General features: G+C 62.5%; 12 protein-coding genes. 1 reads left to right on the top strand and 11 read right to left on the bottom strand.

The window, feature by feature from the left end; all coding sequences use genetic code 11:
• Window positions 1–40 precede the first annotated feature (40 nt).
• The 11 genes from DMX11_RS08320 to DMX11_RS08270 all read right to left on the bottom strand — a co-directional run bounded on the left by DMX11_RS08320 (window position 41) and on the right by DMX11_RS08270 (window position 12,430).
• Window positions 41–1,360: a cytochrome c gene (locus DMX11_RS08320; RefSeq protein ID WP_110744057.1), complete on the bottom strand. Its 1,320-nt coding sequence runs from the start codon at window positions 1,358–1,360 to the stop codon at window positions 41–43.
• Window positions 1,361–1,368: 8 nt separating this feature from the next.
• The gene (locus tag DMX11_RS08315; RefSeq protein ID WP_110744056.1) at window positions 1,369–3,135 is read right to left on the bottom strand and encodes a GMC family oxidoreductase; all 1,767 of its coding nucleotides are present in this window, start codon (window positions 3,133–3,135) and stop codon (window positions 1,369–1,371) included.
• A 15-nt stretch (window positions 3,136–3,150) separates the two neighbouring features.
• On the bottom strand, window positions 3,151–3,873 hold the full coding sequence (locus DMX11_RS08310; RefSeq protein WP_110744055.1) for a gluconate 2-dehydrogenase subunit 3 family protein: 723 nt from the start codon (window positions 3,871–3,873) through the stop codon (window positions 3,151–3,153).
• 239 nt (window positions 3,874–4,112) lie between these two features.
• Entirely contained in the window at window positions 4,113–5,141 is a 1,029-nt protein-coding gene (locus DMX11_RS08305) for a LacI family DNA-binding transcriptional regulator (protein WP_110744054.1), read from the bottom strand.
• A 71-nt stretch (window positions 5,142–5,212) separates the two neighbouring features.
• A complete protein-coding gene (locus DMX11_RS08300) occupies window positions 5,213–6,112 on the bottom strand; it encodes a DoxX family protein (RefSeq protein WP_110744053.1) in 900 nt (299 codons plus the stop codon).
• A complete protein-coding gene (locus tag DMX11_RS08295; protein WP_110744052.1) occupies window positions 6,109–6,636 on the bottom strand; it encodes a heme-binding protein in 528 nt (175 codons plus the stop codon). Before DMX11_RS08295 ends, DMX11_RS08300 begins: the two co-directional genes overlap by 4 nt.
• A gap of 66 nt (window positions 6,637–6,702) precedes the next feature.
• Window positions 6,703–7,197 (bottom strand): heme-binding protein, encoded by a 495-nt coding sequence (locus tag DMX11_RS08290; protein WP_256590536.1) that lies wholly within the window; start codon window positions 7,195–7,197, stop codon window positions 6,703–6,705.
• Between the two features lie 169 nt (window positions 7,198–7,366).
• Window positions 7,367–8,554, bottom strand: a complete 1,188-nt coding sequence (locus tag DMX11_RS08285) for a major royal jelly family protein (RefSeq protein WP_256590535.1) — start codon at window positions 8,552–8,554, stop codon at window positions 7,367–7,369.
• A gap of 39 nt (window positions 8,555–8,593) precedes the next feature.
• Entirely contained in the window at window positions 8,594–9,982 is a 1,389-nt protein-coding gene (locus tag DMX11_RS08280; protein WP_110744051.1) for an MFS transporter, read from the bottom strand.
• 53 nt (window positions 9,983–10,035) lie between these two features.
• Window positions 10,036–11,238, bottom strand: coding sequence for a mandelate racemase/muconate lactonizing enzyme family protein (locus DMX11_RS08275; protein WP_110744050.1), 1,203 nt, complete (start codon window positions 11,236–11,238; stop codon window positions 10,036–10,038).
• Between the two features lie 160 nt (window positions 11,239–11,398).
• Window positions 11,399–12,430, bottom strand: a complete 1,032-nt coding sequence (locus DMX11_RS08270) for a LacI family DNA-binding transcriptional regulator (RefSeq protein WP_110744049.1) — start codon at window positions 12,428–12,430, stop codon at window positions 11,399–11,401.
• A gap of 296 nt (window positions 12,431–12,726) precedes the next feature.
• On the opposite strand from DMX11_RS08270, the gene DMX11_RS08265 reads away from it, so the two are divergent.
• Complete coding sequence (locus DMX11_RS08265) at window positions 12,727–13,443, top strand: gluconate 2-dehydrogenase subunit 3 family protein (RefSeq protein ID WP_110744048.1); 717 nt, start codon at window positions 12,727–12,729, stop codon at window positions 13,441–13,443.
• Window positions 13,444–13,468: the final 25 nt, after the last annotated feature.

Genomic DNA, 13,468 nt, shown 5'->3' with positions numbered 1-13,468 from the left:
GGCCGTGCTCCACCTGTGCCGCAGGTTCAGCCGCGGGTGATTACTGAACGCTGGCGCGCATTTGCTCAGGCAGCTCAAGCTGCTTGCGCATCTTCGTCACTTCCGCAGCCGTGACCGGCTGGGCACTGTTGCCCCAGCTGTTGCGGGCAAATGTGAGGATGTCGGCGATCTCGCTGTCACTGAGTTTCCAGTCGAACGCCGGCATGCCCGCACCGGTGGTGTAGGTGTGGGTATGCACCGCACGCGCACCACCCAGGACCACGCTGGTGAGCGTGTCGGTGTTGTTCGCCAGGATCGCCTTGTTGCCGGCAAAGCCAGTGATCATATGGCTCACACCCTCGCCCGCAGTGCCGTGACAGGCCGAGCAATGCACCTCGTAGCCTTGACCCCCGCGTTGCATGCGCGCATCGCTTGCGGCCAGTGCTTGGGCGGCAGGTTGCGGTGTGCCAGGTAACGATTTGAGGTACACAGCAATGGCGCGCAGGTCCTGCTCGGTCAGGTGCTGTGTCGAGTTCTCGATCGCTTCGGCCATGGGCCCACTGGCTACTGCCACACCGTCACTGCCGGTTTTCAGGTAGTCGACGATCTGCTCGACCGAGCTGTCCCCCAAGCCCTGGTGCGGGTCGTTGGTGATGTTAGGCGCGAACCAAGTCCCTACCAGCCCACCCTGCAGGGCCTGGCTGGCAATCGGGCCACCCAAGGCATTACGCGGGCTGTGGCAGGCGGCGCAGTGCCCTGCCCCGTCCACCAGGTACCGGCCACGGTTCCACTCCACGCTTTGCCCAGGATCGGGGGCGTATGGCTGGTTGTCGAAAAACATCCAGTTCCAGCCGGCCATCAGCAAACGCTGGTTGAACGGGAAGTTCATGCCCGACAGCTCGTCGACTTTGTGCGCCTGCGGCTCGATCGTGCTGAAGAATGCCCACAACGCGCGCAGGTCATCGTCGCTCATGCGCGTGTAGTCGGTGTAAGGCATGGCCGGGAATAGCAGGCCATGACGGCCTCGGCCCTGGCGCACGGCATTGAAGAAGTCGCGCTGGGTGTAGTTGCCAATACCGGTTTCGCGGTCGGGGGTAATGTTGGAGGACTGGATGTCACCGAATGGCGTGCCGATCACATAGCCACCGGCAAAATCGCCACTTTTGGCAGTGTGGCAAGCCGCGCAGTCGGCGCCACGCATCACATATTCACCCTGCTTGATCAGCACCGCATCGGTGGATTTGAAATCGCCAAGACGCACCGTGTCGTCCGCCACCTGCGAGCGTGCAGTGGAGTTGGCCTGGATGACCAGGCCGAGCATCACGGCACCAGCCAAGGCCAGCATGCCGCCGCCGATCAGGGCGGTTTTCTTGTTGAGCATCGCGGGCCTCACACCAGGGAACCGGGGTTGTGCTGATACTTTTCATGGATCGCGCGTGCCGTACGTATGGCCAGAGCGCCGACGGTGCTGGTGGGGTTGTAACCCGCGTTGGTCGGGAACGCCGATGCGCCGACTACGAACACGTTGTGTGCATCCCAGCTTTGCAGGTAGGTGTTGACCGCGCTGGTCCGCGGGTCTTCGCCCATGATCATGCCGCCTTGGGTGTGGTTGGAGTTCTCGTCGTACGGGCTCCAGGACTTTGCCGCCGAGTTGAAGGTGTGCACGTGCTTGGCACCCATCTTCCTGCCGATGTCCACCGCGCGTTGCTCGATGAAACGGGCCATGTTGCGGTCGTTCTGGTTCCAGTCGAAGGTCATGCGCAGCAGCGGTGTGCCCCAGCGGTCCTTGTAGTTCGGGTCCAGTGACAGGTAGGCATCACGGGCCGGCATCGAAGTGCCCTGGCCGAAAATGATCCCGTAGTTCTGGTAGTTGTCCTGGTAGTTCTGCTTGAAGCCTTTACCCCAGCGTGGGGTGCCCGGCGGCAGCAGACCGGAACGGCCAATCGGCATACCTTCGCGGGAAACAGTGAGCAAGCCGGCACCGCCGATGAAGTCTTGCTGGCTGTGATCGAAGTTGTCACCGTTGTAGTCGTCGACCTGGATACCCAGACCGCCAGCGCCGATGAACGGGTTGAGTGTCTGGTCTTCGAACCACACGTGGGCGCCGGAGCAGGTCTGGTAGTTGTAGGCACGGCCGAGGGTGCCAGTCTGGGTCACCGGGTCGTACTGCTGACCGATCTGGCTGATCATCATCAGCCGCGCGTTGTCGTAGGTGAACGAACACAGCGCGACAATATCGGCCGGCTGGATCACTTCGCGGCCCTGCTCGTCGAAGTAGCTCACGCCGGTGGCGGTCTTGCCGTCCTCGGCCTTGTGGATCTTGGTCACATAACCCTGGGTGATCAGGGTGAAATTCTTGCGCCGCATCAGCGCCGGGATGACACAGGCCTGGGGCGATGACTTGGAATAGTTACCACAGCCGTGGAACATGCAATAGCCGCAGTAGGTGCACGGCGCCATGCTTACACCAAGCGGGTTCACATAGGCTGCGCCGACGTGGGCGACGGGAATGTAGAACGGGTGCAGGCCCATTTGTGCGGTGCTGTCGCGGTACATCTGCATCAGCTGTGAGTCTTTGAGCGCAGGCGTCGGGAATTCCCGACTGCGCGGCCCTTCGAAGGGGTTGCCGCCAGGTTGCAGCTTGCCATTGATGTTGCCAGCCACACCGGAGATACCGGCGATCCGCTCGAAGCGGTCGTAGAACGGCTCGAGGTCGGAATAGGTGATGCCCCAGTCCTGCACCTGCTCAAGGCCCTTGAGCTTGCTCGCACCGTAGCGTTCCAAGGTGGCCGAGCGCACGCGGAAGTCCCATTCGGAGAAGCGCCAGGCCATGCCGGCCCAGTGGAAGCCTGCGCCACCGACCGATTTGCCCATCTGGAAGGCCTTCAGTTCGCGTGTCGGCACCGCAGTCTGGCCTGAATGGTTGCGGAACGTCAGGGTGTAATCACCTGGCTGCAGCAGCAGCTCGCGGCGTATGGTCCAGCGCAGCTCGTCCGGGTCGACCGCTGGCGGGGTGTCGGTGGCGGTATCAAGCCAAGGGCCGCGGTCGATGGCGACCACTTCCAGCCCAGCACGCGTCAGTTCTTCGGCCATCAGCGAGCCGGCCCAGCCCAAGCCGACGATCACGACGTCAGCTTTCTTTCGTTGAATTGCCATGGGATTCTCCTGGGCTCAGCTCACCGGGATCAGGCTGATGGGCTCAAGGCCCAAGTCCTGACCGCGGCGGTCTATGTATTGGCGGTAGTCGTAGCGGGCACCGGGGAAGCCAACCAGCTTCCAGCCGACCATCCCACGGTTGCCGCCGTACAACGGGTCGGAGAAGTAGCCTTCACGCACGCTCATCAGCAGGAATTCAAACAGGCGGTTGCTGCTGCCCTTGCCTTCCCAATCAAGCTTGCCGGCCTCCAGGTCAGACAGTACAGCGTCCATCTGCTCGCCTTCGAGTTCGGCGAAGGGTTTGGAATGGCGCGCGCGGGCGTGCCGGTCAATGAACTCGAGCCCAGCCAGGGTGTAGTCGCGGCGGGTGCGCAAACTGATGGTCAGCCCCATTAATTGCGACTCATCCGCGCGCAGCGGCTGGTCCAGATAGAGGTCTTTCGACTCACCGTAGGGGCCGTTCATCTGCGCATCGAGGAAGTCTACGCAGCCCGCTTCACTGGCGGATGGGCCTAGCTCGTCATGGGGGATCAGGCGGTCGAACACCGCTGTCAGGGTGGCGCGAGCCTGGCCTTTGAACACGTTGCCTTGGCCGCCGCTCATAACGGGTGACGGCAGCATTTCGCGGGTCAGGCCGGTTTCTGACGGCACCGACTTGAGTTCAACCGCTCCGACCTTGGCAAGGCCTGCGGCGGCGAACAGCGCACCCATAGAACGCAAGGCGTCCCTACGCTTCATGGAATTCTCCTTATCGACAATCACGGGGGGCCGTGGGCAGGTAGCGGATTTTCGGGCACACGAGGGCACACGGCGCGCACGAATGAGCACGTCGAAGCGATGGGGAAGCAGTGGGCGAACGAAAAGCGCGGGATGCTGGGAGGTGTACCTGGCGACCTGCCGATCACGGCGGGCGCCAGTGTAGGGCGCGACATAACGCCACGCTATTGGGGCTTTGACGTGTTTACGTCAAAACAACTTCAGGGTCGGACAGATTCAACAGTCTCGTCGATCACTATACGCAGCTGTGGGTGCACTTGCGGGGGCGCGTCCAGGTCACCATTGGCGTAGAGCAACTGCTGGATGGCGGCTTCTGCCTGGCCTTCAGGGTCTTGGTCGAGGACCAGCGACAGTACCCCCTCGGCGAGCATATCAGCATGCTGATGCGTAGCCTCATGGCTGATCCAGACCGGATTGACAGTGAAACGCGCCAGCCCCCGATGCACCCCAGTCGATCCACTGCCCGTGGTATACAAGCCGGCGATCGGGGCGCCCTGGCTGGAGTGTTCACTGAGTGTCGCCGCGCTCAGGTCGTCATCATCGAAGCATTCAAGCGGGCCAAGCACCGTAACGTTCGGCGCCCGCTCCTCCATCACCTCGAGAAAACCTTGAACCCGCTGCTGGTGAGCGTGGTACAACAGCGAATTGGTTATCAGCAACACCGGGCCCTGCCCCGGGCGGACCCACTGGCTCATCAGCCGGCCGGCGGCACGGCCTGCCTTGTGGTTGTCAATGCCAACATAGGTTGCGCCTGTCAGCCCCGAGAGGCTGCTGGTCAGCAGCACCACTGGAACGCCGGCATCGATTTGCGCCCTCAGCGCGGCGCGTACTTCAGGTGTGTCCTGAGCCACCACGATCATGCCCTGGCGCGGCACCTTGGGTTTGCTGATCAGGGCAAGCAATTGCTGCGGGGCTCGCTCCTGCCAGACGTGGCGTTGCAGGACCAGGCGCGAGCGGTGTATCTGCGCCTGTTGAACGAAGGCTGCCGTCAGCCGCTGGAAGTGATCAGTTGCACTGTCGACCATCAGCAGGTCGAAACGCAGCAGACCATGCACCGGCGATGGCAGTAGCCGCTTGAGCCCTAGAGCCTGAGCAGCTTGCAGCACTTTGCGGCGCTTGCTGTCAGAGACACTGCCTCGTTCGTTCAGCACGCGGTCCACGGTGCTCAGGCTGACGCCAGCGTGACGGGCGACATCGGCCATGCGCTGGCGACGATCGATCTTGTCCACCTTGCAACATCCAGTTACTTAAAGCGGGCAGTCTGCCATGCCTGCCCGACTTTAGCCTACTGGCGTCGAGCTCAACCCAACGCGGCCCCTGGCTTGTTGACCGCCAAGGGTATGAGCCGCCGCGGGATAAGGCCACGATGCAACAACCAGCCGTCCAGTGAAAACTTGCCGGCGCCCGTCATCATCACTCCGGCGAACACGACCATCAGCAGCATCACGTACTCCCAGCCACCGCCGCCTGCCGAGGCCCACGCGTAACCGCGGCTCCATTCCCCACCGAAACCGATGGTGGCGACCAGGAAGTAGATGAGACTGATGAATGCGCCCAGCCTGGCAAACAGGCCAAGACCGACACTCACCGCACTGGCAAACTCGATCAACCCGCCCAGGATCACGAATGCCGCAGCCAGCTCCCCCAGACCGAAACCTTGGAAGCCCGCTTCGAGCTTATGGAACCAGCCCATGCCGGCGAAGATCTTTTCAGCACTGTGGCAAAGCTCGTTCAGGCCGAAGTACATCCGCACTAGCGTGGCCTGCCACAACAAGGTACCCAACCACGCACCTGGCCTGGACCGGCCTCGACGCAGGTCGCTGAGGGCGCAGTCCACGAACTGCAGAAAGATCGGAATGGCGGCGATGCTCGCGACCCACACCATCACCTGCGCGTCATTCATGGCGGCGACGCGCCAGGCGAGCAGGAACGGCAACAGCGACAACAGATAGCCAGGCGCGAACACCCTTGGCGTGATGAATACCGCGCTGAGCAACGCCACGCCCATCCAGAGGGTGCTGGACCAGGCTGCGAAATCTGGCAGTGTCAGGTTGCCCCAGCCGCAATAGAGTGCGGCCAGCAACGTGGCTGCCAGGCCCGCCACGCTGAGCGAGTGAGGCATGGTCGAAGGCTTCAGCAAGCCATAATCGCTGGCAAAAGCGCCCTCGACAGTATCAAGACGCAGAGCGGCGCTCTTCATGGACGGTGCTCCTCAAGGGTTGGCGGAACAGGTAGCGTTTTTTCGAAGGCACGCACCAACTCGGTGGCAAAGCGCTGCTCCTGGGAATCACCGGCACCACCGGCCACCCCTATGCCGCCGACCCGCTGGCCCTGCTGGCGTATCACCAGGCCCGCTACCGCCGGCAGGATGCCCGGGATGCTGCCCAGTTGCAGGTTGTCTTTGCGCGCCAGGTCGTAGAACACCACCGTGTCGACATCATTGATCGCGGCCGAGTTGGCCTTTTTGATCGCCGCCTCAACGCAGCCCGGGGCTGCGCCATCCATGCGCTTGAACGCCAGCAGGTAACCGCTGGCATCGGTGACCGCAATGCACGGATGCACGCCTTCTCCAATCGCCTTGGCGACTGCCTGTTCCAACAGCGCGGAAGCCCCGGCCAGCGAAAGGTTCGCAGCGTCAAGCAATGGCTGGGGCGCTTGCGCGGCATTGGCCAGCGGCAAGAGCCCTGCGACAGTGGCGGACAACAGTAAACGTGACAAGCTCATCTTCGATTCCTTACAGACAAAGTGCCGGTCCAATACGGCCCCCTGCAACACAGGAGGCCGCTGCTTTCAACGGAACGTGGCCGCCACGTCTTCTGCCAGTTTCTGTTCGGTCAAGTCTGTCGCGCCGCTGATGCCCACACTGCCGATCACGTTGCTGTCATGCTTGACCACGACACCGCCCACCGCTGGCAGGATGCCCGGAATGGTGCCGATGGCCAGGTTCTCTTTTCGCGCCAGGTCGTAGAAGGTGATGGTATTGATGGCAAAGCGCGCTGCAGACTTGGCCTTGGCGATCGACGCTTCGACGCAACCGGCGTAAGCGCCCTGCATGCGGGTAAAGGCCAGCAGATGCCCGTCGGCGTCGGTCACGGCAATACAGATGTTCATGCTGCGGCTGCGGGCCATCTCGGTTGCGCGTTCGGCCAACTGCTGGGCTGCGGCGGTCGACAGGTTTTCCTGGGTGACCACTGAAGTACTCGGCGCATTAGCCGCCTGCACATGGGTGAAAGCCGAAGCGATGAAGGCGAAGCTCAAAGCGGCCATGCTGTTTTTTGTTTTCATGGTTACAACTCCTGGGTTTACGACCTGTGCTCCATTGCACAGGCAGGCTTGGAAAATGTACGGGGGCCTTTCGCGCAGGCGTAGGCACCCTGCGGCCGCCAATGACGGCCGCTGGATCATGGGTGTGAAAGGTGCGGGGTTGGCAGGCACCGCAACGCCTGCCCGGGGTTCAACGCGTGGTGGCTAACGGTTTGCCGACCAGTCCAGGGACTTTCTCCCGATCGCCAAGGTTTTCAGGCAGCTGCAGCTTGTAGATCTTGAAGGGCAACTGCAGCGCATCCTTGCCCCCGGGCCCTCGGTTAGACGCCATGCGGGCACTTTGCGGAACCGGTATATACAGCTCGCGCTGATCGGAGATGATCATCGCGTCGGGGTTGGCCAGGCGTTCGTCCTCGGCAACCACGCGCAGCGTGCCATCTGGCGAATAGACAGTGACTCGGGGCTTGTCGTACTCACCCATGTAAATGTTGCCGGCGCTGTCGATTGCGGTGCCGGTAAGGGGATTGGTGTTGTAGACGAACTGCACTTGCTTGCCCAACTGCTCATCGCTCAGCCCCGGGTCACGCAGGCCGGCGGTCGGTACCCGCCACAATGGCCCGCTCAGCGGCTGGTAATAGAGCCACTGGCCATCGGGGCTGATCTCGATGGGGTCTGAGTGCACCTGGTGATCACTGCCGTCCGGCAGCAACAACACATGGCCGTCTTCACCGATTGGCCGCCGCGTGGGAATCATCTGCGTCGACGGGTGCCCCGCCAGCCGCCTGACAGCGTCACCGGTGCGCAAGTTGACGACGATCACCCCACCCAGGCCGGAGTCGGTCACATAGGCGTGTTCGCTGTCCAGGCGCAAATCATTGAGGTTCGCGCCAGCCGGCAGCACGCTGGCGGGTAGGCTGATGCTGCGCAACAGCTTGCCGCTGCGGGTATCGAACTGGAGGATCTTCTGCCCGGGATTGATGCCTTCAGGGCCCGCATCCTCGCCTTGGTCGATGGCCCACAAGGTGTCATCGTCGAAGATGTGGATGGTGTTGATCTTTACCAACGCGGCCGCACTTGGCTTGCCCGGCGCCCAGTCGTTCCACTGCCCGCCCGGGAAGGGCTTGAGGCTGCCATCAGGCATGACCTCAGCAATGGAGGGGGTTTTCTCGAACCCCGGCCAGCGCGGCAGGCCGACGAACATGCGGCCGTCAGAGGTCAGCGCCACGGCATTGCACAGCCAATCCAGGCGTGCCACTTCGGTGAGCGCAGCGCCCATGGTTGGCCACTGGCTGGCGTGCGCCTGCGGGGTGCCAGCCAGGCCGATCATGCAGGTTGCGAGGCTAAAGGCGCTGAACAGCTTTCTGCTCTTCTCGTACATTATTGTTGTCCTTGTCAGTAATGGGGCCACAGCGGGTAATCAATGGGCAGCCGCAGCGTTGAGTGGCGGGCCGGGTTGCGCACCATCCTGGCCGTTGGCGCCCTCGTCCGGGCGGCGCAGCGGGCCAACGATCACCAGGTAACTGACGAACGCCCCGACGGCATTCAGGGCGACGTAGATCAACGCGCCGTTGAACGAGTTCATCGACTGCACCATGTAGCCGATCACCACCGGTGTGACGATGCCGGCCAGGCTGCCGAAGGTATTGAAGATGGCGCCGTTCATGCCAATGCTGTCCTTGGGCGAGACGTCCGCGATGATCGCCCAACCCAAGGCGCCCACCCCCTTGCCGAAGAACGCCAGCGCCATGAACAGCACCACCAGCAGGTTGGTTTCCACGTAGTTGCACAAGATCATGCTCATCGACAGCGCCATGCCGATGAAGATCGGCAGCTTGCGCGCCAGGGTCAACGACAGGCCTTTGCGCAGCATCCAGTCCGACGCCATGCCACCGGTAATCCCCCCCACGAAGCCGCAGATCGCCGGCACGGCCGCGAGCAGCCCGGCGTCGAGCAGCGACAGCCCGCGCTGCTGCACCAGGTACACGGGGAACCAGGTGAGAAAGAAGAACGTCAAGGTACTGATGCAGAATTGGGCCAGGTAGATCCCTAGGTACATGCGTTGCCTGAGCAACCCACGGGCACGTTCCCAGGTCTGTTTCCAGCCCTCTGCCTGCGGGCGGCTTGCAGCATGCTCTCGCAGGCTGGCGCCACCGACGCGCATGGTTTCCAGCTCCGAAGGTGTGATGGAAGGGTGCTGCACGGGTGCCTTGATGCGGCGAATGAACAGCAACCCCATGAGCACGCCGGCAACGCCCATCACATAGAACACCCACGGCCAACCCCAGCGGGTGGATATCCAGGCCAGCAGCGGCGTGAACACCACCGCTGCAAAATACTGCGAAGAATTGAAGATCGCCGTGGCAGTCCCGCGCTCGGCAGTGGGAAACCACATCGAAACGATCTTGCTGTTGGCAGGAAAGCACGGGGCCTCGGCCGCGCCGACCATGAAACGCAGGATGAACACGGCGAAAAACGCGAGCCCCACCGGCATCATCGCCACTGTGCCAATCAGCCCGGTGAAGACCGACCAGGCCACGATCGCCAAGCCCAGCACACGAATGCTGCCGAACCGGTCGATGGCCAGTCCGCCGGGTAGTTGCAGCAGCATGTAGGCCCAGGCGAAGGCCGAGAACAGCCAGCCCATCTGGGCATGCCCCAAGCCCATCTCATCGGCCAGGCTGGCGCCGGCAATGGAGAGCGTGGCGCGGTCGCCCTGGTTGATGATCATCATTACAAACAGCAGGATGATGACTTCGTAACGGCGATGCTCGGCAAAAAAACGGCGCAGAGAATGTGTTTTTTTCATTGTATTCTCGATGGCGGATTGGCGGCGCAGACAAGCGGCTGCGCCGCAACCACTCAGCAGTGGGTTTCTCGGATGATTGCGTCCGCACGCTGCCTGGTCTCCGGCCGCAGCGCCGTCCCCAATCCCGGCAGGGTAGGCGCGAGCGCGAAGCCCGCTTCGATCTGCGGCAGATGGGTCACCAGTTCCCCATACCAGGTCGACAGCGAAGCGCGCACGACCTCCTGCAGCACAGCAGTGGGTGCATGCAGCCCCAAGTGCAGGCCGGCGAACAGCGCCACCGGTCCGGTGCAGTCATGCGGTGCCAGGGGCTTGTTGTAGGCCTGGGCCAACGCGGCAATCTTGCGCGCCTCGGTGAAACCACCGCACCACACCAGGTCCAGCATCAGGTAATCGAGGCTGCCGGCGTTGAGCAGGTCGCGGTAGGCAGTGCTGCCGCCGAGTGTCTCGCTGGCGCAGATCGGCACCCGGGTGCGGTTACGCAGGTCCGCCAGGGCCTGGGCATCGTCCATCTTGCACAGCGGGTCTTCCACCCAGTACACATCGAAGGCCTCCAATGCCTGGCAGATACGCAGGGCTGCAGTGCTGTCCCAGAGGCTGTGCAGCTCGCACATGATTTCGATGCGATCCCCCACAGCCTCGCGAATCTGGCGGAACGCCTCACAGCCTTTGCGCACCTCTTCAAGGCTGATGCTGTTGGCCCCTTGCTGGCGGGCAAACGGGTCGAACGGCCAGATTTTCATGGCCGTGTATCCCTCTTCAACCAGGCTGATCGCCAGGGCGCCAGCATCGCGACTGAAGGCCAGTTGGTCGTCATAGGGGCCCTGCGCACGATCAGCCGCAGTGATCTCGCGGCGTGCACCTTGCTGAGTGTTGAAATCGTAGCCGGCGCAGGTGTTGTAGACGCGAATCCGCTCGCGGCAGGCACCGCCCATGGCTTCGTGAATCGGCACTCCATGGCGCTGTCCCTTGAGGTCCCACAGAGCAATGTCGACCGCACTGGCGGCGCGGATTTCAGCGCTTGCGCTGTGGTAGCCGATGTAGGGGTTGGTGAGCTCCAGGGCGATGGCCTCGATCTGCCGCGAATCCCTGCCGATCAGGCCTGGCGCAATGAGTTCATGTATCGCCGCTTCGACGGTGGCAGCACCGCGAAAGGTTTCGCCGAGGCCAATAAGCCCTTCATCGGTTTCGATCTCCAGCCAGATCAGCTTGGGGCGCTCGGGCAGGCGCAAGGTTCTAACGCAGGTTATCTTGGACATTGTTCTTATCCTGAATCCATTCCAGCCAAATGGTATCGTTACCATTTCCGCTAAAAACCTAGCTCATCGAGCCAAGATGGACAAGAGGATTTCAACGATTCAATGAAAAAAATCGATCTGGTAACGTTATCTTTTAGCCGCCAAACAGCGCTTGCCCCCGCTAGATAGTGCTCTCCCGCTTCACCAGCTCGAAGCCGATATCGACCGTTTTCGACGCCACGCTATCACCCTGCAAGCGCTCCAAAAGCATCGTTGCGGCCGTGTGGCCCATGAGCGTGCCGTCGATCCTGACCGTGGACAAGGCGGGAAAGGTGTGAGCCGCGAATGCCATGTCGCCGAACCCCATCACCGCCAATTGTTCAGGCACGCGAATGCCACGGGAAGCTGCTTCGGTGAGCACACCCTGGGCGATGGTGTCGGAGGTGCACACCACCACGCAAGGCCCGGGCTGGTCGCTTGGCAAAGCCTGCAACAAGGCGCTCAGGCCCTCGCGCCCCTGCGCCAGTGAAGGCAAGCCTTGCCAGGTGCGCCGATACAGGTCAGTGCCCCCCTCCTCTGCCAGGGTCTTGCTGAAACTGTCGGCACGCCGCAAGCCGCGTGGGTCGTCGACAGCGAGCAGGGCGAAATGCCGATAGCCTTGGCCAAGCAAATGCCGAGCAACATCGCGGCCCGCCTGCTCGTGGGAAAACCCGACCAACATATCGATGGGTTCGGCCGACAAATCCCAGGTTTCGACCACCGGCACCCCGGCGGCCCGCAGGCGGTTGCGGCTGGTAGTGGTATGCAGGGTGCCGGTAAGGATGATGCCGTCCGGGCGGCGACTGAGGATTACCTCAAGCAGCTCCTGCTCCTGCTCGCACTGGTAACCGGAGACACCCAACAGCACCTGATACCCAGCCTTGGCCAGGCGCTCGTTGATCGCCTGGAAGGCGTCGGAAAAAATCGGGTTGGTCACCATCGGCACCACCACCGCCACCAGCCGAGTCCGGCTGGATTTCAGCGCACCGGCCAGGCGGTTGTGTACATAGCCGGTCTGCTCGATGGCCCGGCGGACTTTCAGGCGGGTAGGCTCACGCACTGTTTCCGGCTGGTTGAGATAGCGCGATACCGTCATGGGCGCAACACCAGCCAAGCGAGCCACATCGCTCAAGGTGACTGCCGCACGCCCCTGCCCTTTGCCCTCTGAAGACATACCTGCCCTACCCCGTGGTCCAGCGTTCGATAAGTCGCGCAAGAGTAGCCTGCGAAAATTTTGAAGGAAACCCATCAAAAGCATCGTGGCGCGATGTTCTGTCGCAGCCCTAGACTCGCTCCGCTTGGATTCGAAGCAACGTCCAGCCCCGTCGGTGACGTGCCGGGGACCTGCCTGCCCGGCCGTACACACAGTGTGCGGCGAACGTTGCATCAAGCCGATAACAATAACTCATGCGTCATCGCGCGGTGCCAGCGCATCGATTGCGGTCGACGCACGTCCTGAGGATGATGGACATGAACAGACGTGAAGCCTTGATATCGCTTGTTCAAATCAGCGCCCTTGGCGCGATCAGCAGCGCCAGCGCCGGCGTGATAGGTTCCGATAGCCACTTCCCTGCCGGCACCCAGGCTGATGCGCTGCCGTCGCCGCCAACCCCGGGTGCACTGGTGTACTTCACCGCTGCCGAAGCGCACGAAGTGGCCGCCCTCTTCGACCGGCTCATTCCCGAAGACGAACTGGGCATGAGTGCCAGTCAGGCGGGTTGCGTGGTCTTTGTTGACCGCCAGCTGGCGGGCCCCTACGGCCAGGCGGCCAGCACCTATCGCCTTGGCCCCTTCAAGCAAGGTACGGCAGAACAAGGACCGCAGTTCCGGCTGACCCCCGCCCAGCGTTACCGTGAAGCCCTTGCACGCCTGGGCGAGCACTGTCGCACTCAGTACGGAAAGTTGTTCAGCGCACTCGAACCCGACCGCCAGGACGACCTGCTTCGCGCCATGGAAGCCGGCCAAAACCGCCTGCCATTGCCGCTGGATGCCGAGTTCTTCGCTTTGCTGCTGCAGAACGTGCGTGAAGGTTACCTGGCTGACCCGATGTACGGCGGCAACCGCAACATGGTGGGCTGGCGCTTGATCGGTTTTCCGGGGGCACGCTACGACTACCGGCCCTACCTCCACAAAAAGGGCCAACCACTCCACCTGGAACCTGTGAGCCTGCTCGACAAGGCAGTCTGACCGGAAACACGGCATATCGCACACC

Origin of the sequence: Pseudomonas sp. LB-090624 (assembly GCF_003205205.1) — a bacterium.
In the GTDB taxonomy this organism is placed as follows: domain Bacteria; phylum Pseudomonadota; class Gammaproteobacteria; order Pseudomonadales; family Pseudomonadaceae; genus Aquipseudomonas.
Note: the sequence above shows the minus strand (reverse complement) of the source record. Positions and strands in the feature narration are given on the sequence as shown.

Excerpts from the sequence above, each read along its gene's own strand:
- DMX11_RS08320 (WP_110744057.1), bottom strand. The coding sequence starts at position 1,360 with ATGCTCAACAAGAAAACCGCCCTGATCGGCGGCGGCATGCTGGCCTTG.
- DMX11_RS08315 (WP_110744056.1), bottom strand. The coding sequence starts at position 3,135 with ATGGCAATTCAACGAAAGAAAGCTGACGTCGTGATCGTCGGCTTGGGC.
- DMX11_RS08310 (WP_110744055.1), bottom strand. The coding sequence starts at position 3,873 with ATGAAGCGTAGGGACGCCTTGCGTTCTATGGGTGCGCTGTTCGCCGCC.
- DMX11_RS08300 (WP_110744053.1), bottom strand. The coding sequence starts at position 6,112 with ATGAAGAGCGCCGCTCTGCGTCTTGATACTGTCGAGGGCGCTTTTGCC.
- DMX11_RS08295 (WP_110744052.1), bottom strand. The coding sequence starts at position 6,636 with ATGAGCTTGTCACGTTTACTGTTGTCCGCCACTGTCGCAGGGCTCTTG.
- DMX11_RS08290 (WP_256590536.1), bottom strand. The coding sequence starts at position 7,197 with ATGAAAACAAAAAACAGCATGGCCGCTTTGAGCTTCGCCTTCATCGCT.
- DMX11_RS08285 (WP_256590535.1), bottom strand. The coding sequence starts at position 8,554 with ATGTACGAGAAGAGCAGAAAGCTGTTCAGCGCCTTTAGCCTCGCAACC.
- DMX11_RS08280 (WP_110744051.1), bottom strand. The coding sequence starts at position 9,982 with ATGAAAAAAACACATTCTCTGCGCCGTTTTTTTGCCGAGCATCGCCGT.
- DMX11_RS08275 (WP_110744050.1), bottom strand. The coding sequence starts at position 11,238 with ATGTCCAAGATAACCTGCGTTAGAACCTTGCGCCTGCCCGAGCGCCCC.
- DMX11_RS08270 (WP_110744049.1), bottom strand. The coding sequence starts at position 12,430 with ATGTCTTCAGAGGGCAAAGGGCAGGGGCGTGCGGCAGTCACCTTGAGC.
- DMX11_RS08265 (WP_110744048.1), top strand. The coding sequence starts at position 12,727 with ATGAACAGACGTGAAGCCTTGATATCGCTTGTTCAAATCAGCGCCCTT.